This is a genomic window from Terrabacter sp. GCM10028922, assembly GCF_042666095.1.
Taxonomy (GTDB): domain Bacteria; phylum Actinomycetota; class Actinomycetes; order Actinomycetales; family Dermatophilaceae; genus Terrabacter.
Genome location: NZ_JBHTFG010000030.1, coordinates 31,798 through 49,902 on the forward strand (window position 1 = coordinate 31,798; position 18,105 = coordinate 49,902).

16 protein-coding genes and 1 pseudogene are annotated in these 18,105 nt (G+C 64.5%); 8 read left to right on the forward strand and 9 right to left on the reverse strand.

Going from position 1 to position 18,105, the window contains the following annotated elements; all coding sequences use genetic code 11:
* Positions 1 to 211: 211 nt before the first annotated feature.
* Positions 212 to 628, reverse strand: a complete 417-nt coding sequence (locus ACFQU3_RS19755; protein WP_385912930.1) for a RidA family protein — start codon at positions 626 to 628, stop codon at positions 212 to 214.
* A gap of 694 nt (positions 629 to 1,322) precedes the next feature.
* Here ACFQU3_RS19755 and ACFQU3_RS19760 point away from each other — a divergent pair.
* The gene (locus tag ACFQU3_RS19760) at positions 1,323 to 1,760 is read left to right on the forward strand and encodes a DUF488 family protein (protein ID WP_385912932.1); all 438 of its coding nucleotides are present in this window, start codon (positions 1,323 to 1,325) and stop codon (positions 1,758 to 1,760) included.
* On the opposite strand, the gene ACFQU3_RS19765 is transcribed toward ACFQU3_RS19760, so the two are convergent.
* The 4 genes from ACFQU3_RS19765 to ACFQU3_RS19780 form a co-directional block, all read right to left on the reverse strand.
* Positions 1,757 to 2,605 carry a hypothetical protein gene (locus ACFQU3_RS19765; protein ID WP_385912934.1) on the reverse strand — a complete coding sequence of 283 codons (849 nt, stop codon included), beginning with the start codon at positions 2,603 to 2,605 and terminating at the stop codon, positions 1,757 to 1,759. The genes ACFQU3_RS19760 and ACFQU3_RS19765 overlap by 4 nt on opposite strands.
* A gap of 630 nt (positions 2,606 to 3,235) precedes the next feature.
* The gene (locus ACFQU3_RS19770; protein WP_385912936.1) at positions 3,236 to 3,520 is read right to left on the reverse strand and encodes a hypothetical protein; all 285 of its coding nucleotides are present in this window, start codon (positions 3,518 to 3,520) and stop codon (positions 3,236 to 3,238) included.
* 45 nt (positions 3,521 to 3,565) lie between these two features.
* The gene (locus ACFQU3_RS19775) at positions 3,566 to 3,868 is read right to left on the reverse strand and encodes a hypothetical protein (RefSeq protein ID WP_385912938.1); all 303 of its coding nucleotides are present in this window, start codon (positions 3,866 to 3,868) and stop codon (positions 3,566 to 3,568) included.
* A 706-nt stretch (positions 3,869 to 4,574) separates the two neighbouring features.
* Positions 4,575 to 4,979 carry a hypothetical protein gene (locus ACFQU3_RS19780; protein WP_385912940.1) on the reverse strand — a complete coding sequence of 135 codons (405 nt, stop codon included), beginning with the start codon at positions 4,977 to 4,979 and terminating at the stop codon, positions 4,575 to 4,577.
* Between the two features lie 272 nt (positions 4,980 to 5,251).
* Between ACFQU3_RS19780 and ACFQU3_RS19785 the strand changes: the two genes are divergently transcribed.
* A complete protein-coding gene (locus ACFQU3_RS19785) occupies positions 5,252 to 6,118 on the forward strand; it encodes a DUF6042 family protein (RefSeq protein ID WP_385912942.1) in 867 nt (288 codons plus the stop codon).
* 350 nt (positions 6,119 to 6,468) lie between these two features.
* The gene (locus tag ACFQU3_RS19790) at positions 6,469 to 8,466 is read left to right on the forward strand and encodes an AAA family ATPase (RefSeq protein ID WP_385912944.1); all 1,998 of its coding nucleotides are present in this window, start codon (positions 6,469 to 6,471) and stop codon (positions 8,464 to 8,466) included.
* 155 nt (positions 8,467 to 8,621) lie between these two features.
* On the opposite strand, the gene ACFQU3_RS19795 is transcribed toward ACFQU3_RS19790, so the two are convergent.
* From ACFQU3_RS19795 to ACFQU3_RS19810, 4 genes are all read right to left on the reverse strand, one after another.
* On the reverse strand, positions 8,622 to 8,954 hold the full coding sequence (locus ACFQU3_RS19795; protein WP_385912946.1) for an Lsr2 family protein: 333 nt from the start codon (positions 8,952 to 8,954) through the stop codon (positions 8,622 to 8,624).
* 175 nt (positions 8,955 to 9,129) lie between these two features.
* Positions 9,130 to 10,890 (reverse strand): competence protein CoiA family protein, encoded by a 1,761-nt coding sequence (locus tag ACFQU3_RS19800; RefSeq protein ID WP_385912948.1) that lies wholly within the window; start codon positions 10,888 to 10,890, stop codon positions 9,130 to 9,132.
* Between the two features lie 289 nt (positions 10,891 to 11,179).
* Entirely contained in the window at positions 11,180 to 12,694 is a 1,515-nt protein-coding gene (locus ACFQU3_RS19805; RefSeq protein ID WP_385912950.1) for a hypothetical protein, read from the reverse strand.
* Entirely contained in the window at positions 12,663 to 14,378 is a 1,716-nt protein-coding gene (locus ACFQU3_RS19810; protein ID WP_385912952.1) for an McrB family protein, read from the reverse strand. The genes ACFQU3_RS19805 and ACFQU3_RS19810 overlap by 32 nt, the downstream gene beginning before the upstream one ends.
* Positions 14,379 to 14,892: 514 nt before the next feature.
* Here ACFQU3_RS19810 and ACFQU3_RS19815 point away from each other — a divergent pair.
* The 5 genes and pseudogenes from ACFQU3_RS19815 to ACFQU3_RS19835 all read left to right on the forward strand — a co-directional run bounded on the left by ACFQU3_RS19815 (position 14,893) and on the right by ACFQU3_RS19835 (position 17,974).
* Positions 14,893 to 15,141, forward strand: coding sequence for an AAA family ATPase (locus tag ACFQU3_RS19815; RefSeq protein WP_385912954.1), 249 nt, complete (start codon positions 14,893 to 14,895; stop codon positions 15,139 to 15,141).
* A 20-nt stretch (positions 15,142 to 15,161) separates the two neighbouring features.
* Complete coding sequence (locus ACFQU3_RS19820; RefSeq protein ID WP_385912956.1) at positions 15,162 to 15,344, forward strand: AAA family ATPase; 183 nt, start codon at positions 15,162 to 15,164, stop codon at positions 15,342 to 15,344.
* A 55-nt stretch (positions 15,345 to 15,399) separates the two neighbouring features.
* A pseudogene (locus ACFQU3_RS19825) lies at positions 15,400 to 15,762 on the forward strand (ATP-binding protein); the annotation flags it as partial.
* An 89-nt stretch (positions 15,763 to 15,851) separates the two neighbouring features.
* Positions 15,852 to 16,229, forward strand: coding sequence for an ATP-binding protein (locus ACFQU3_RS19830; protein ID WP_385913163.1), 378 nt, complete (start codon positions 15,852 to 15,854; stop codon positions 16,227 to 16,229).
* Positions 16,230 to 16,741: 512 nt separating this feature from the next.
* On the forward strand, positions 16,742 to 17,974 hold the full coding sequence (locus ACFQU3_RS19835; protein WP_385912958.1) for a hypothetical protein: 1,233 nt from the start codon (positions 16,742 to 16,744) through the stop codon (positions 17,972 to 17,974).
* Positions 17,975 to 18,105 lie beyond the last annotated feature (131 nt).

The window sequence follows — 18,105 nt, forward strand, 5'->3', positions numbered from 1 at the left end:
CGTTGCAGCCTCTCAGTCCCACGTCGAACGGCCCAGGCTGATTTCGACAGACGGGGCCCTCACGCCGCTCCAGAGTCGGCGCGAGCCTGCCGTGATCAATCTGGCCGGGGTGTTCTCCATGCGGCATAGCAAGGCGTTCTGCGCGGTCGGGTCTGGGAGCGCGCGGCCCTCGTCACCACAGGCACGGGCGGCGAGCAGCTGATGCACCTCGTCACGGGTTGAGGGCTGCGACGGCCTCGATCTCGACGAGCTGGTCGGGATAGCCGAGCACGGTCACGCCGAACAGGGTGCTCGGCACCTCGTGGTCTCCGAACGCGTCGTGCACTACCGTCCATGCCGCGAGGAGGTCCTCGCGCACCGTCGTCGCGACGAGCACGCGCGTGTAGACGACGTCGCGCATGGTCGCGCCGGCCGCCGCCAGAGCCGCGACCAGGTTGTCGACGCACTGCCTGGCCTGGGCCGCGATGTCGCCGGGCGCCACGGTGGCACCCGCATCGTCGAGCGGGCAGGACCCCGCCGCGAAGACGAGGCGGGCCGGCCCGTCGGTCGTGGCGGCATACGCGTAGGGAGCGGTGTCGGTGAGGGCGTCCGAACGGATCAGCCGGACGCTGCTGTCGGGTTGGGTCATGTCGCCGAACCTAGCGACGAACGGCGTGGAAGGTCTGGCGGACAGGGCGCACGCCTTTCGACCGACGAGACTGGGGCTGACCGCGACATCCTGAATTTCGGCATGTGGGTGAAGCCATGCGCGGCGAAGAGCGGCGGGATGTCGATCGCGCTGGTGCGCGGAGTCTTGCGGAAAGCACGCTGGTTCTGGCCTGTCTGTCTTGCAGTTCGCGCGGCAGAGTGTCCGTCATGGGGAGGGACCGGCTGGTTCGTGGGGGATGGCCGGAGCAGTAGCCGGGTCGGGGGACTCGTGGGGGAGTTGACGGGGTGGGTTCTGCCGGGGGAGTCGGCGGAACCCACCCCGATCCCGTTCCGGATCGCGCGCGGTTGACCAGCCCGCCGCCTGCTCCAAGACGGACCGTTTCTGGAGTGCGGCCTGCGGCAACTCCGAATGTGTTGGAGACCCTTGAGGCCCGAGGCCCGAGGCCCGAGGCCCGGCCCGGCTCGCGGCGTAATGACGCAGACGTTCAGGTCGGGCAGCACCTCTCGGCGCGACTTGTGTCACTCGCTTGGACGCTGAGGATCACCAACCTCCCGGCCCCACCGACGGGGTCATGTCGACGATGCATCATGATTCGGAGGGACGGGGCTACCAGGCTCGTCGAGTGCGGCCGCGATCTTCGTCGTCCGCCCAACGGTTGACACTGAGGAGCGCGTTGAAGACCGGCATCGTTTCCGTAGGCTACGAAGGACGCGACCTCGAGGCCTTCGTTGATCTGCTCTCACGGCACGACGTCGCCACGCTGGCGGATGTTCGCTTGAACGCGATCAGTCGACGAGCCGGCTTCTCTAAGACCAAGCTCTCCACGTCGCTTGCGGCGGCGGGCATGGAGTATGTCCACTTGAAGTCATTGGGGAATCCAAGAGACAACCGCGATCCCTTCCATCGAGGACGGTTGGAAGAGGGCATTGCCAAGTTCAAGGAAGTGCTCTCGCAGGATGACGCGAAGCTCGCGATCAACTCTCTCGTCGCACGCGCGTGCACTGAGGTAGTCGCCATAATGTGCTTCGAATCAGACCACCTTCGATGCCATCGAGACATCATCATCGATGAAGTCGCTTCTCGCGCAGGCGTTTCGGTCATGTATCTCTAACCCCGGGGCGGGTAGTACATGCCTATCACGCTGAATGTGTTTCTGTGCTTCGCTTGGTTCCCGACGTAAAAGCACGTGTCCTTTCGGCCATCGCAGATCATGCCGAAGAATTGCCCATGAATGGCTCTCCTCAGCTTGGCATCCGACGCCCGGCCTAGCCGGCGTTGGTAGGCGACCAGTTCCCAGTCGAGCACTCCTTGACGATGGCGGCCTTGGCACGCCGGGTCGCTGCACCGGTACAGATACCACGCCTTGAATCTTGGTGCCTCCAACGGCGTCTTCTCTGCGGCGTCGAAGAGTTCGAACTGATTGACGTAGGCGTCAATCTTGAGTTGCTCATCGCGACTCCAGCCGGGATGGTCCTCGATGTCCAAGCCGACGATGGCGGCTGGACGAATCAAGGCCAGCGACTGCGCGGTCGGTGACGTGGCTACGGCTGACAACAGCGCACACATCGACGGCTCGATCATTGGGTCAATCCATGCCCGCCTGTCCCAGGGCCTCTTATGACGCGACACGACCTTCATGGTTGTCAGGTCCGGCTTCCAGCTCTCGTTGCGGGAGTCGGCGGTGGCCGGAGTGGCTTCGACCTCAATGACGTCGTACTTTCGAAACCGAGCTCCTTCGCCTAGGTGGCGAAGGTTCACGGGATACAGGCGGATCCAGTTCGTTCGCGCCACCCCCACTTCCAGGCCTGCAACGCAAACGGTCTCGCCGTGACTGGCGGACGGATTAGGCGCCGCTGTCACCGTGATGAGCACTCTGAGAAGCCGCCGATGACGGGCAGCGGTGGCCGTCGTGTCTGTGATCAGTTCCCCTGAAATGCTGAACAAGCTGTCCTGCATGGGGCAAAACGTACGCGAGTGATCGAGGCCGAGGGGACGGTATCGACCAATCCAGTGACGCCGCCAAGGCTGTCAGACACCCAACTGGCGGCGGAATGACGCGCCTCGTCGGACCAACGCTCGAACGAGTGGATCGCGGCAAATGCGGACATCTTGTGGGCCAGCATCGGCGACATGGGGATGCGGTCGATTGTGGGTGCGGTCGAGGTGGCTGTAGCGTGGCTCTCGCCGGCACTCCATGGGAACGTGATCGAACGCTGCGCGGACAAGACGAGGACGGCGCTCGCGCCTGGCCGGCCCGCGGGTCCGCACGGGCGGGAAGGCCGTCACCCGCGCTGACCACGCCTCCTGCCTCGGCCACGCGGCGTGGGTCGGCGCCGGCTGCCAGTGGGAGACGATCGAGTCGGCCACCGAGGAAGCCCCGGAGGAGTTCGCCCAGACCGGCACTCACTCGTGGAGGAACCTCAGCCGGGGCACGAGCCCGTACCTGCAGTTCCTTGCCGCGAACGGCTACAAGCTCTCCGGTGTCGAGGAACGCGTCGGTTGACATGAGGTGATCGAGAGCGCACTGCCCGTGCGTGAGGTGGGCGTCGTGAGGGACGCTCCATCCTCACGCGCGGGCTGTGCGTTTCACGGGAGGGACATGTCGTCGAAGATGCGTTCAGCGAGTTCACGCGCGATGCCGCTCAGGACGCCGCGTAGGCCTGCGGCCACGAGTTGTTTTCCGAAGTTGGATCCGTTGCTGGCTGTGCGCGTCTCAGCGCTTGCCATGGCATTACGGATGTCTGTTTGTGTGGGGCCGTCCTGCGGTTCGGGTGCCGCCTCGCCTGAGGCTTCGGGGTCGTGTCGTCGTCGCTTGCGGTGGGCTCCTTCTGAATGGTCGCCGTTGGCGGGACCGTTGATCTTCTCGGGCATGGTTCCCCCTAGGGGGTGTGGGACCGACCTTATGCCGGTCCTGGTCTACTGGGCCGCTCCGCCGTCATTTGACGGACCGGCTGCCGACGGCAGGGACAACTCCTGCTCGACTGCTTCTACGTAGGTCTCAAGGGCGGTGCGGATCAACGTCGAGCGCGTCACGTCACGCATGCCAGCGCCTCGGGCGAGGGCTTCGATGCGGTCCAGGCGCTGAACCAAGGCGGTATCGAGGCGCACGCGCACGGCGTCGCTGAGCCCCTTACCGGTCGAGGGAGTATGAATCGCTCGACGGATCCCATCAGGAGTCGTTCCTCCTGCAAATTGCATAGGCGTCATTGTGTTATTCATGTTTGTCTCCTTTTGTGGAGTTAATTACACTATTGCGTGGTGTCATTTTTTGATATGAATTCAGGTATTCCATTTCTCCTTCGATGATTTGGCGTTGCTGCCTCGTTGCTACCTTGCATCGAGTCGTACAACTGTACCACGGGGGAACGGTGGAACGCCAAGTAGCCGCGGCAGCCACCTCGCCCGGCAGCTGAGAGCCCCCGTAAGTTGGGCGGTGGTCGGGCTTCCGCGCTCCCGGTCGATACGCCAAAGCATGCGCGACGAGACTGTCGCACGTCGCGACGGACGAGCGTCGATCCCTTGCCCGCACTGGAGGCACTGGCGGTACTCGAGTTCCCATCCCGTGTGGTCTACGCGGCACTCTGGGCACGAGTGGGACAACCGCCGTGTCGGCACACAAGTCCCGCCCGTGAGGGGCGGGACCCCGGGGTTGGCTGCCTCGTCATGTCGATGTCCCTCTTGGCATGCTTCGCGTACTGCGAAGTGACGAGCGGATCTGGCTCCTCACCTCTTCGCTGCGCTGATGAGTCGTGGGACAGGACTGGTGCGTGATGCGGGTGATTGCCCCTCTCGCTCAGGGGTCCAGCGGGATGCCGAACCCTCGCGCCCTGCTTTCGGAGATGTGATTCGTCAGTGATAGCCACGCATGACTGTTGCTGTGTCCTCGTACCGTCGACGCGTGCTCACATCTGGCTGACAAGGGGCATCAGATCAGGCCAATGCCCCGGTCGTTGCGGTCAAACCGATCCCGGTAGTTGCCCACGCGCGCGTGAATCTGCTGCGGCTCGACCGGGCGGCCGTCACGCATCTTGTAGAGGCCACGACGGTTGATTTCCCTCGCCAGGTCTCCTGCGGGCAGGCGCTTGGCCGGCACGGAGGCGAGGACGTGCGCCATGGCGTCGTGAAGGCGCATCCGCTCCGGCGGCTCCTGCACACCCTCGGCTGCCAGCGACAACAGAAACTCGTACGACATGACCCTCCGCTCTGCTTCGGCCAGGTTCATGGCCGCCTCGTCTCTCACCCGACGGGCAGAAGCAAGGTCCTGCTCGATCTCGTCTCGGCGGGCCTTTACAACATGCGTCACCAGGTCTAGGTATTCATCCTGATCCATCGGCTTCTCCTTGTGCGACTATGCGATATCAAGAATGATGCGATAGTCGCACAAGCATGTCGAGGCCTTGGAGCAGCTGGGATTGACCTGCACCAGCCCAGGAAGCGCCACGCCCTCCGGGCGACGAAGACCTGTTCGGCTCGTCAATCCTGATCCCTCAGCCGCTGCGTATCCCTGGTGTATCCGTGCGTGTGGATGCGCTGTCCGTTCGACGTGGGCGGGCTCGGCGTGGAGCGTGCCGGGGCGTGTGCACACTGAGATAACGTCCAGACATGACGCCGCCTGCTTACCGACCGACCACCCCCGCTGAGGAGAGAGCTGCCATCTTTAGCGACGTCTACTTTCAGCTCGGCTGGTCACGTGCCTTGCCCTCGTCAGCGATCGCGATTCTGTCTCCCCTTGTGTCTCACGGGCCGATGACCCTTGAGGAATTGGAAGATTGGCTGCGGCCGGAGGCGGGTGTGGAGCGCGGATGGGATGCGGAGGCCTGGGAGCCGCTCCACGAGTGGACCGATGATGAGCTCCGCACACAGCGGGAAAGCTTCCAAGACACACCCTTCGCTTCCGACCCGGAGGAGCCATCAGACGCCGCTTCCGTCATGGCGGAGGAACAGGCGCTGCGCTCGGCTCATGTCGCCGAGTTGGACGCTCAGAGCGAGGCACTGGGTGTAGCCGCAATCCGCACTCTTCGAGATCTGCTTGAGTTCATGGTCGCCGGTGGCCTTCTGACGCGCCAACAGAGCGGGTCACGCACGTTGCTGAAGCTGAACGCCCATGCTCCCATCCCTGGCGAGGTTCTGCCGCTCTCGGCAGAACGGCAGAAGGAGGAAGACGAACTGCGCTGGCAGCGCATGCATGAATCCAGCGCTCAAAGCATCATCCGGCTGTTCAACCCGCACGGCGACCGGGTGGACGCGCTACGCACCAGCCTGCAGCGGTTAGCTGGGCAGCTGGATTTGGACGTCGAGTCAGTTCGCGGCGGCGTCCTGAACCTGATCTCGGAAGGGGACTTCTCAGCGAGCATCGACGTCGAACGCGCCGAGGAGCACCGCGTCTTCGAGCTTGTCGCAGACTGGACAGCGTTCACCGCAAGCCGCTTCAGCCTGAGCGTGCGTAGACCCGGCGACGAGGACGACTGAGGGTCCGTTTGGATTCCTCGTTCTGCCATGAGCGCAGGGCCAGCAAGCGGATCACGATGCCACGGATCGAGTACTCGGCCCGGCCAACGTCGTACGCCGGATCCTCTTCATGAAAGGCGGCCCTCCGACCCTGCATGCTCAGGCGGTCACTAGGCGGTCACTAGGCGGTTAAGGGGGAGGGGGACCGGCGACCGCATCGCTGCCGCGACGGGCCTGTCCAAGCGCGTACGGCATAGCTGTGGAAGGACGAGCGGATGCGCTGAGCCTTCACGAGATGGCTCGGACTTCATTCCCGACACGCGTGACACGGACGTCCAGAGCTCGCGCTAGGTGGTGTAGAGGATGTGCGCATGCTGTTAACCCGGATCCGCGCCCTGAACTTCCTAGCCCTAGACGCGATAGACCTTGAGCTCGGCGAGCGCACCACCATCACGGGACCCAACAACGTCGGCAAGTCGACTGTGCTCGCCGCGGTGTCGCTCGCCCAGGACGCGGTAGCCGCCGCGGCCTCCCCGGAAGCCTTCTCCCGGTTGACGGCCGAATGGGCCAGCGCTGGGCATGAAGGCGCGCAGGGCTTCGAAGTGCGGGTCGGCGTCCGGTTCGACGAGGCGCGAGAGCATCGGCAGCTAGATGACTTCCTTCGCGCGGCCTGGGCGAGCCTGCTTCAGCCGGGGGTGAGAGCACTGGCCGTTGCCGATGCGGTCAGGGACGCCCTCGGCAAGGGACCGGCCGAGGCAATGCGGGCCGGCGAGCTGGTCATCACGCATGAGGCGACGGGTACCTCCCCGTGGTCCGTCGCCTGGGAGTTTGCCGTCAACGGCTCAACAGCCCATGTTCGTCTCGCCGGGCCGTACGGCGACCGCCTCATACCCACGCCCGCCCGCCATGAGCCGATGACCCCTCAGGTGACCCGGGCTTTAGCTATCTCCGAGGATGACCCGGTCAACCAGATCCGGGCCAACAAGGTGCCGTTGAGCTTGGCGTCTGTTGTGAGCCGAGGCGTTCATGACTTCACGGTTGATGTTGCAGCGGTGAGCCGCCGGATGCCGGAGGTGTCGTCGCTGCTGGCCGCCGGCATCGGCACCGACGATGGCAGCGGCATTCGGTTCGCGCAGCTGCTGCACACCCTGCTGGCACGCAACATCGTGGTGACCCCTAACCATCGAAGCGCTCCCGAGGCGGAGCTGACATCCGGGCAACTGCACGCCCCGAGCAACCTCAGAGACGGCACCATGCTCGTGGCCGAGTTGTATCGGCTCAAAAACGGCAGCAGCGACGAACGGGCTATCTTCGCCCGCGCTCAACAACTGTTCACACAACTGACCGGCCAGCACGTCGACTGCACGGCACAGAACCTGAGACCGGGCGATGGCCAACCGACAGGGGCCACGTTTCTCGTCGCGGCTGTGCTGAGCCGCAGCCGCGCGTCGAAGCCCCCTGGCAACTACGACGTACCGCTGCGTCGCAGCGGGGCCGGAGACACGGAAGCCTTGTACCTCGCGGCGCTCATGGCCCAGCCACACCGGACTCTGCTGCTGGACGAACCGGCCATACACCTGTCACCGACAGCACAACGGCGGCTGCATCGGCTTTTACGTGCCGACAGCTCCCCACGGCAGGTGGTGCTCGTCACTCACAGCCCGGACATGGTGGCCGTCTCCGATGCCCGCGACCTGGCTGCCATCGTGCGACTGAGCCGTGACGAGCGAGGCGTGCGAGTCGACCGCATCGGCCAGCTCACGTCCTCCGACCGACAGGCTAGAACGCTGCTGTCGTCCTCGGCCATCCGCTCAGTCCTCTTCGCTGCCGGGGTGCTCCTTGTCGAGGGCGGAACCGAAGCGGGCCTCGTCGACCACTGGACATCGGAGGAGCTTGAGCACGAGGGGTACGTGTTGCCCTCCCGGGACGATGCGAACATCGCGTTGCTCTCCGTTGAGGGCGAGAACAACTTCGGCGTCCATGTCGGTCTACTGGGGCACCTTGGTATCCCCTTCGCCGTGCTGGCGGACGGCCCGGCATTGCGACCCGGTCGTAGACCCGCGAACAGCTTGGCAAAAAACGGCCTGCGAGTGCCGTCGACCGGCGCCTCGCTCGCGGATGTCCGTGGTGAGTGGGAGCGTGCGGGCGTGTTCACCCTGGCCGCGGAGTTCGGCGACGGTGGCGATAAGGCCGGCGAGATTGAGTCGTTTCTCACCGCGACCGACGCATGTGCGTTGAAGCAAGCGCGCCGGGAGGTCGATGCAACGAAGGGGGCCCTCGTGGGCGCGGCCTTCGCGGCCAGCGTGCCCGCGCCACCGTCGTTTGTTCAGCTGTGGGGACGCATCGTGCAGCGGTTGGCGCGCCCGTAACAGACATCCACCGTGGTGCCGCTGAACCGGCCTGTCCGTGGTCACGGTGTCGGCCACGCGGCCAGCCTGACCTGACGCAGCAGGGCCCGCCACGCGGAGTCGTGGCGGGCCCAGACGGCTGCTGTGCCTGTGCGGCCTCAGCGCCATAAGCGGCACTAGTGGTGCGCGTCGAAGGCAGCAACGACCCTCTGGGGGATACGTCCCCGAGCCGGCACCAGATGGCCGTTGCTATGCGCCCAAGTCCGGATTTCTGCGTTGCGCGAGTGCCCTGCGGAAGGGACGCTCACTCGCTTCCGTGTGGCGGAGGCTTGAACGCCCGACTCACGGGCCGCCGCTATGTAGCGTGTGAGTGCTTCCCTCAGTTCAGAGGCATTCTTCTCGGATGGGTCGATCTCGTACTTGCTGCCATCCAGCGCGAACGTGACGGATTCCGTAGCTTCGCTACCGTCAAGGTCGTCGATCAAGGTGACGATCTTCTTTTGGGCCATGCGTCGATCGTACGCGGATGGCGTCTCAGTCGAATACGCCGCCAGGTGACGTGGCGGAGCGCCGAGATGGACATCCGATCGGCGCCGCGCGAGGATTCTCATGCTCAGCAACATCCCTGTGGGTGTCGGTGAGCGGGACTGAGGTCTCCATAGAATGGGCGACGTCCTTGGATAGTCAGGTTCTTGGTCGACAACCGATGTGGTATCCGACCTCCTCAAGTATGTCTGCGAGCCTCCCCCCGCAGACAATGCAATTCGTATACCGGCGTGAATCGCGGACTCCCTTCCACGATGGGTCGGGTGAGGGGCCGTTTGGTTTCGTCGTCATCGGCTTTGATCGGCCGGCGGCAGGACTAGGGTCTGGGATGGCGCGTTCGCGCTCCCTCAGTCTGCGGCGACGTTCAACGATCGCGGCTCGCCGTTCGTCTCGGACGCGGGATTCGTCCCGCTCACGGGTCAGTCGGGCCGCTCGGGCAGCCTCACTGGTGCGCTTGTTTCCGGGCGCGCTTGTCAGGTCGCCGAGAACGCGTACATAGTCCACGTGTCTTGGGCGGAAGGCGTTCCACCTGATGTGAACGAGGTCGATCTTGGCCAAGTGCTCGAGGTACTCGACGACGGCCGCTCCTCGACGTGTGCCGTCGCCGTGTAGCCGGAAGCCGCTCACCCGCAGCGTTTTGTAGCAGTCGCCGATCGTGAAGCGCGCGCCGTCATCGCGAGCTTGGATGTGCGCCTCGTACAGCACCGCGTGCCAGTGCTCGGCGAGTCCTTGCACGCCCACGTCGTTCGGCAGCGGCTCGCGCAAGGCGTCTGGAATGGCGCCGTAGCGCGACGTCAGGTCGGCGTATAGCGAGGACGCTTGCCACTGCTGGACGAGCGAGTGACCTTCCTGCTGTAGCCACCGCCGTATCCTCTGGTCTTCCTCATCGGCCCGACTAGCGCGGAGAGAGGCGACCCGTTGGAGGACTGCCCGCTGGCGGTTCATCTCCGCTTCTCGACGCAGTCGCTCTGCTCGAATGGCGGCCTGAGCCTCGTTGTCAGCTCGGCGCGCCTTGACGTACGCGACGAGCGATGCGGCAAGTCGCGCGGTGGTGGGGGTTTGAAGCCCCTCCGGCGAGATGTCGCAGCGTGCGAGTGGGTCCACGCCGAAAAAACCGAAGTCCTCAGAGTCGGCCGCGCCGAGATGGGGAGAGACCTGAAACGTTGTGTTGTCGCCGGGGCACCGGCAGGGATAGTCCTCACACTCATGTGCGTCCGCGTGAGTCCAGACCGTGCCGACCGACTCCTCGATTGGGTTGATCCACATCAGAGGGACCTGCGCCGCAATCATCGCCTGATGGAGTGCACTGAGTGCTACAGCACCCCCCGACCCGACAGAGGTGGCCGTAACCCCTCGCGCCTCGCGCAGGTTGGGAGGCAGATGCCCGAGGAGCCACATGCAGGAAAGGCCCTGGGATAAGTAGGACTCGTGTCGAGCGCGCCACTGAGTTGGTGTCAGCGCGGCGTACTGAATCTCGACGGCGAGCTGTTGACCGCTTGGCCAAGTCAGCATGACATCGGCGCGCCGCTCTCCTGACTCCGTGGCCTGCTCAAGGCGAGCTGTCACCTCGCCGCGATACCGAGCGCTGACCCAGCGTCCGATGAGGGCTTTGGCCTGCTGATGGAACAAGCTCTCGCGCGCGTGGCCGCCGGCGCCCCGCCTGTGGGAGAACCCGTCGCGTCGCGTTGCTCGCGACACCGTGGTGAGTTGACGGGCACCGCAATCTGGCATGAAGCACACAAGGTGCTGCTTGGCCCATGCGCGTACCTCGCGCGCTGTCCCGTCCTCCAAAAAGTACAGAGGCGCATCCGGGTCCGCACGCAAGCGCGCATAGACCAGTCGCTCTTCGCCGTCCTGAAATTTGGCGAGAGCGGACCGGTCGTGCGCCGTGGGGCTCACGGAGCGAGTATGCGTCCATGCGCTGACGCCACACTGCGGAAGCGACGAATCGGGAGCAAATTGATGCGCTGACTTGCAGGAAGTGCAGGCACGGCTTCGAGCGTCGCAGACGAGATCTACATCGAAGTTTCCACCGTCAGAGTCGAAACACGCGTCGAAGGCAGGATGGCTTTCGCCAAGGGAGGCGAGGACCTTCACGCACGCCTGGTAACCGAGGCGACATCGTCTCGGGTCCGACGTCATCCACCCCACCTAGGACACCTCGCGGCACGGCAACCAGCTAGCGAAGTCAGACTGTTTCGTTGAGCGCACGCCGAATGCCGCTGGCTAGCACGGCGACGTAGTGGTGCCAGGCGGTGTCGGTTCGTACATCGGCTGGTGACGCAAACGGGAGATCCACCAGCCGAAGTATGAATCGTGGGTTCGTTGCCCGCATCAGCTTGGTCTGTCGGTGTCCGCGACTCCGCCCCGTGCCACTGGCGCGCAGAGGGTAAAAGACCGCACCTTCGCTAATCGATTGGCCGGAGATCGGAACCGACGCTGTGTGGCTGTAGCTAAACATCTGATAGCCATCCGCAGCGCCGAGTGAGTGAGATCCCATCTTGTACTTCGCGTCTGCAAGGACCCGTCGCTCGTTCATGCTGAAGATGAAGTCCGCCTTCCGCGTCGCGTCCGCGTTCTGCTCAGGAACAGGCGCGAACGAGGCGTCAGCAAAGGGCGGGAGCCCGGATGCCGTCACGGGGCCCCACGGCGGGGGGACAGGCACCTGCTCATGGAAACTTCCGGGATCTGCAATAAGACGCAACCCGTCGGCGAGACATTGCTCCCACCACTTCTCCATATACAAATGAATCGACGCGGCTCTGGGAGTGTCTATGGTCCCGTCTGCCGGTACGACGGACTTTCGGGATAGCACCTGAATCGCGAGGTCAACGGCCTCGGCCCACGGTCGATCAAGCACGTCCACTACCAGGCTACGGGCAGCCAGGAGTGCCCGCTCGGTGTCCAAAATTGCCACGCCCTCGAGGCGTCCTGCGAGGCCTACAGCGCTGGAACGAATGGGCCCAGCCACGGCCGCAAAGTGCGCGGGGACGCGGTCGGTCGCGACGGCGCGCAAACCCGCTAGTACTATCCGAAGCACGGTCGTATCGGTTGACTGTTCATCGAACCGAGACTCGAGCCAGGGAGTGCCGGTCAGCAGCGCTATCGCGAGACTTGAGCCGGACAGCTTTCCCCGTGGGCTCGACAAGCGGTCGACCCGTTCAACATATGTGGGCCTTGCCCGGTCGATGACGCGGCGCACTTCGGTAACGAAGAGGTGCTGTTGCACTAGCCGAAGCAGCGACGGCACAGCAGTGCCTCTGAATCCCTGCTCAGTGAGGGAAGATCGCTGACGCTTCGCAAGAAGCATCAAGTTGACGAGGGTTTCAAACTCGCCGACGTCCGGCTGTGACACTGGCACGCCCTCGGCGCGTGCACGAACCAATTCGAGGAGGTACTGCCGGCCCTCGATACTAGAGATCTCTAGTATCGCCTGGGTCAAGGAGCCGATGACCGACTGTGTGCTTTGAACCTCCACTATTTCGGACTCGTACATTGTGACGTGTGTCGTCGTCCCCGGATCGTGCCGAGGGGTCAGCAGGCGCTCACCGCCCGCCTTTCTCCACGGCTTCGGCAGGATAGTGACTGTCAGATTGCCGCCGGCGCCGTCGGGGAGCACCGCAAATCCCGCGCGAATTCCGCGGGGGCTCGCGCGGATTGCGATCCGGAAGTCAGGCGTCGGAGCTAGGAGCGTCAGTCTCATCGGTGCCGGGCACCTCGCTCTCGAGCGCATCAGAAGGCGGAGCTACCGTGGTCGCGTTGTCGGGATCGGACACGTCGCCCGCGAGCGCATCCGAAGCCTGAGCCACCGTCGCCGCGTCGTCGGCACCAAGCGTCTCGCCGTGGACCTTGTCGGAACCCGCGGTGAGGAGGTTCGCCTGTGCATCGACCTCTTCGACCACAGGGCCTGCGGAAAGGCCATGCCCGGAAAGCACGATCTGCAATCCCAAGTGACCCATCAAGAAGTCGTCGAAATCAGCCATGGCCTCGATCACCTTCGCGCCTGCGTCAGGGGCGAGATTCTCACGCAGCCAGATCTCGCGTAGTCCTGTGATGAGCAACTCCGGCGAGAACGCCTGCATCAGGTTCTCGAGAAGCTGCGGGAGTATCGAGTAGCGCCAAACGGTCTTCTCAAGATCATCGCCACGGCCGTCCGTCGCGGACCGAAATTTGCCATACCGCCGCGTGCTAGTGCGGCCCTCCCAATCGGATCTCGCCCTGTACTGAGTAAGTATCGCCGCCTCGTGGCCCCCGAACGGCAGGTATTCGAGCGTCACCTCCCGAAGGCCGACGGGTGTCCAAATTGTGACGCCATCGTCCATTGCGCTAAACGGAATGTGGGTGGAGTTGGCGGAAAACCGAACGTTCCCATTGTTGGGATTCTCGAGGCGCACGCGGTTAAACGTACGGCCATCATAACGCACTTCGAGATCGACGGATTGGCCCCGGTTATCCACCGTCGTCCCCGGAGAAGCGGCGCCCAGCAGCCTGTTTGCCCAGTCTTTTGTGACTTGAAGCTGGGACCCTGTCTGCACGGCAGAGCTGTCGACCTCCATCCAGAAACGTGGTGCTCCGAACGCCGGGCCGAGCTCGAACAAGTAGCTGTGGCCCAGCATGGAGTTCGGCCCAAGGGCAAGTCCAAGCGCTTGGTTGATGTTGTCAAGCGCCAACACGGATCGCGCGATGATCTCGTCGCCTACTTCGGGCAACGCAGCCTCCAGCCGCCCTCGCAATTCGTCGCCGGACATCGGTGGCACACGGACGAACGCGAACCGGCGCCGAAGTGCAGAGTCGAGTGGGGCGATCGAGCGATCGGAACTGTTCATTGTGCCAAGCACGTAGAGGTTCTCGGGCACACCGAGGAGTTCGTTGGAGTACGCGAGTTGCGTGGTGGCACCGCCGGACCAGCAGGCGACGTGGACTCTGTCGGTTCGCACACACGCGGGGTCGTGCCGGAGTCGCTTTGACGCCTCTAGACCGAGCAGTAAGTCGCCGAGCACTTTCGAGACGTTCGCGCGATTGACCTCGTCTATGAGGACGAGGAAGTCCTTGTCTGGGTCGGCCCTCGCTGCCTCTATCCAGTCCCGGAAAACGCCTGAACGAAGCTCGAATCCCCTTGGCTTGCTCTTGGGGTTCTTGGGATCCACGGGGTCGGGGTTGTATCGGATCCCCTCGACGAACTCCTCGTAACTCGTACTCGGATGAAAGGTGACGGCCCAAGATCCGTTGCCACTGGCTGGCTCGCCACCCTTATTGGTGCCAAGCTCTCGCGGCCAGGAGGCTGCGATATCCGCCACCGAGAACGACTTCCCGGTCCCGGGCGGACCCTCAAGAATCACGTTCTTGAAGACCTGGAGGGCCGCTATGGCCTCATCGACTGCTGTCACCGCTACTCCATCCGTGGCCCGCGCGAGTCGAGCGCAGACTATCCACCTTGCCGCTGCGAGGGCCAGGTACGGGAGTGCCCCGGGGAGGTGCAGCGTTACCAACACTCGCCCCGTGCTGCGAGGAGCTGCCTCGTACGGGTGCTGTGAACAAGCCGCGGCTCACCAGCGATTCATTCGTCGCGGTTGTGGTCCTGGCGGGGTCGTAGCGAAGAGTGCACGGCCGGTCGCCCGTCGGCTTGTACGCACAGTAGTAGGCGTGCTCGAGAGCGGGCAACAGATTGGCGTAGCGGAGTTCACCGGCCAAGATGGCGTCGATGTGGTCGGTGATATCGCATCTCTGAGTGGACGAAGTTGCCCATCCACTTGCCCGCATCCTTCGTGAAGGACACATGATGGGAAAGTCGGCAAGGCGAAGGCTGCCGCCGTGTGTGCCGGAGACCTGCCCGGTCGTGACCATCCGATGTCGACGGAGCAAGCTTCTGCCGTACGCCGGATCGCCACGTCCAGTGGTGCTGTGGACGTGCTCGTCGGCCCGGCTGGTGCGGGTAAGTCGACGGCCATGGCGGGGGTCCGTGCCGTTTGGGAGTCGCAGTTCGGGCGTGGTTCTGTTGTGGGTCTAGCCCCCTCCGCAGCGGCGGCCGAGGTGCTGTCCGAGGCGGTCGGCATGCCGACCGAGAACACAGCCAAGTGGCTCGCTGAACCGGCGGCGCGGCAGCCAGAGCGCGTCCACGAAACCGGTGGCGCCTACGCCCAGCGCAGCTGATGATCGTCGACGAGGCGTCCATGGCTGGAACGTTCGAGCTCGACTCGCTGACGGCATACGCCCGCACCGCCGGCGCGAAGGTGCTCCTCCTGGGGGACTGGGCCCAGCTGTCCCCGACCGCAGCCGGCGGTGCATTCAAACTGCTCACGACCGACCGCGACGACGCGCCATCCCCACCGCCTACGACGCAGCCTTCGGCCTGAACGACCTGAACGACCTGAACGACGCGACCGACCTGAGCGAGGACGAGGTGGCTTGATGGCCACCACCAGCACCGCTGGGCACACCGGCACGACGTCGCGGGCCGTGAGCGGGCGCGACATCGCCAGCGAGCTTGCTTACGTGACCCGAGCGTTGAAGGCCCCGAGCCTGCGTGAGGCCATCGATCGGCTCGGCGAACGGGCCCGGGCCGAGTCCTCGACGCACGAGGAGTATCTGCTCGCCTGCCTGCAACGCGAGGTAGCCGCCCGGGACGCACACGGCGGCGAGGGCCGGATCCGCGCCGCCCGGTTCCCAGCTCGAAAGTCTCTGGAGGAGTTCGACTTCGAGCACGCCCGCGGCCTGCGACCCGACCTGATCGCGCACCCGGGCGCCCTGGACTTCGTCACCGCCCGAGAGAACATCGTGTTCCTCGGCCCGCCCGGCGCCGGCAAGACCCACCTGGCCACCGGGATCGCGATCCGCGCGCCTGCCAGGCCGGGCGCCGGGTCCTGTTCGCGACCGCCTCCGAATGGGTCGACCGCCTCACCGGCGCGCACCACGACGGGCGCCTGCAGGACGAGCTGCGACGCCTCGGCCGGTATCCGCTGCTGGTCATCGACGAGGTCGGGTACATCCCGTTCGAACCCGAGGCAGCGAACCTGTTCTTTCAGCTCGTGTCCTCCGGCTGCGAACGAGCCTCGCTGATCGTCACATCCAACAAGCCCTTCGGCCGGTGGGGCGAGGTGTTCGGCGACGACGTCGTGGCGGCCGCGATGATCGACCGGCTCGTCCACCACGCCGAGGTCATCGCCCTCAAAGGCGACTCCTACCGGCTCAAGAACGGCGACCTCGGACGCGTCCCCGCCACCGGCGGATCCGAGGACTAACCCAGGCAGGTAGTCAGACTTCAGCCGTCGACCCCTGGTCAGATTTCACCCGTCGTTGACAAATAGGTCGTCGGTTCGATTCCGATGAGCGGCTCCAGCAACGCCCCCGGCTTCTGCCGGGGGCGTTTCTGCCCGTCAGGCGCTGATCCCGCGCTTTTTCGGTAGGTCATCGCCCAACCCGGTGTAGGGCTCTGCTTGGCGAGTGATGACGGGGTATCCCTTAAGTGTCCACCTTCCTCGCTTCAAGAACTCTTGGCAGACGCAGGTCAGCAACCGCTGCAGCGAGCCTGGACTGGTTGTAGTGGGTGTCTCCGAGGGCCCCTGCGAGAATCATTTCAACGCCGGATGGTCGCACCCCCGCCAGCCCGGAGCGGTCTGCCGACGGCGCCTTCCTCGCTTCAGGGCTGTCCACGTGAAGCTCATTTGTACGAATCGCAGCTTCTAAGGGTGCCCGCTTGAGATGATGCGTACGGTTCTCGCCCGTGGCGGGGTTGAAAGGGGGCGGGCCTCGCATGATCACCTTCACGGTCCACGACGAGGTAGGCCTCGTTGCGGCGGTGCGGTTCCTCGATGGTTGGCTGCCGGTGGTCGCAGAGCGACTCTCGCAGCTCCTAGGGTCGAACGCGGAGGAGGTGAACGTCCACGTTGTCCTGTCGACCGCGGCGGTGCACGCAAGGCGTTTTCCTGTTGACACCGCGGCCTTGCGGCAGCTCATGGATCAGAGCCTCATCGACGAGCTAGCCACGCACTCGGGATACCTTACGTTGGAGGTTCCGCCGGCGACGTACGCCCACGGGGTCGCTACCCGCGCGACCGAAGCACTGCATTTGCCGCCCGAAGTGGCAGCTGGGGATGCCGTGATTTGCGTTGATGTCGAGACCATCAGGGATTTGGCACGTGAGCTTGAGGTGCCCTTCGAGGCACTCCTCGGCAGAACGGCGTTGCACGAGCTGTCCCATGTTCTGCGGGGTCACGTTTGGGAGGATCATGGGGTGACGCACGGCTACGTCCGGGAAGGGGACGCGCAGCGTGACGCGTGGCAGGTTCTTGCCGATCTTCTGGCGGATCCCAATTTCGCCCCGACTGCTCGAGCTGGACGTGCCGCGCAGGTTCGCCTCGCTGCGAAGCAACCCTCTGCCTACCGACACTTCGGTCACGCATCCCCCGACCGATACATCTGGACCCGGGGGCTCCCTGAGCCGCCCGCAAACTGGGTTATTCAGCCCTACCGACGCCTGCTTCCCCTTACGAGGGAGCCTGTGATCGAGCTCCCGGTGAGGACCGGGGTCAAGGTGGGGACACCTGTCATTGGTGACCACGCCTATCTAGCCGGGGAAGGCATCCTCGTCGGACCGTGGGTGATGATCGGTCGCGCGGACGTGCCCCATCAACCACATCACGGCGAGACCTCGGCGACCGAGGAACTCGACAAGCACCTTGGCGCAAGAGAACAGTACGCCTGGTTGCAGCTGCGTCCGGCGCCGCGACAGAGTGCGACCCGCCACGTCCCCTCGGTTCTAAGGCTCAGCCCCAGGGGTGAACTGCTGGCCGACCGCATCCCGAACCGCCTCCTGAGTGATCTGAAAGCAAGCTTGGAGGATGCGCAACCCGTCCTCGAGGATCTTGCCGACCGCTTGCGTCAGTATCAGATGGCACTGTTTCAAGACGCCAAAGAGAGGTTCGGCGCCGAGATGGCTGTCAAGTTGTTCGACCCTCGGCGGTACGAGCCCTTCCAAGAGAGTTGATAGGTCTCTACGCCCGGTGGATCCGCGATGTGTCCATGATGAGCGCTCACCGACACGTGCCGATGCGGAAAGTGGGTGTCAAACAGGCCCGTAGATACTCGACCTCAGGGCCCGAGCCGATAGCCTCAGCG

Excerpts from the sequence above, each read along its gene's own strand:
- ACFQU3_RS19835 (WP_385912958.1), top strand. The coding sequence starts at position 16,742 with ATGATCACCTTCACGGTCCACGACGAGGTAGGCCTCGTTGCGGCGGTG.
- ACFQU3_RS19790 (WP_385912944.1), top strand. The coding sequence starts at position 6,469 with ATGCTGTTAACCCGGATCCGCGCCCTGAACTTCCTAGCCCTAGACGCG.
- ACFQU3_RS19795 (WP_385912946.1), bottom strand. The coding sequence starts at position 8,954 with ATGGCCCAAAAGAAGATCGTCACCTTGATCGACGACCTTGACGGTAGC.
- ACFQU3_RS19805 (WP_385912950.1), bottom strand. The coding sequence starts at position 12,694 with ATGAGACTGACGCTCCTAGCTCCGACGCCTGACTTCCGGATCGCAATC.
- ACFQU3_RS19775 (WP_385912938.1), bottom strand. The coding sequence starts at position 3,868 with ATGAATAACACAATGACGCCTATGCAATTTGCAGGAGGAACGACTCCT.
- ACFQU3_RS19785 (WP_385912942.1), top strand. The coding sequence starts at position 5,252 with ATGACGCCGCCTGCTTACCGACCGACCACCCCCGCTGAGGAGAGAGCT.
- ACFQU3_RS19755 (WP_385912930.1), bottom strand. The coding sequence starts at position 628 with ATGACCCAACCCGACAGCAGCGTCCGGCTGATCCGTTCGGACGCCCTC.
- ACFQU3_RS19820 (WP_385912956.1), top strand. The coding sequence starts at position 15,162 with ATGGCTGGAACGTTCGAGCTCGACTCGCTGACGGCATACGCCCGCACC.
- ACFQU3_RS19765 (WP_385912934.1), bottom strand. The coding sequence starts at position 2,605 with ATGCAGGACAGCTTGTTCAGCATTTCAGGGGAACTGATCACAGACACG.
- ACFQU3_RS19780 (WP_385912940.1), bottom strand. The coding sequence starts at position 4,979 with ATGGATCAGGATGAATACCTAGACCTGGTGACGCATGTTGTAAAGGCC.
- ACFQU3_RS19770 (WP_385912936.1), bottom strand. The coding sequence starts at position 3,520 with ATGCCCGAGAAGATCAACGGTCCCGCCAACGGCGACCATTCAGAAGGA.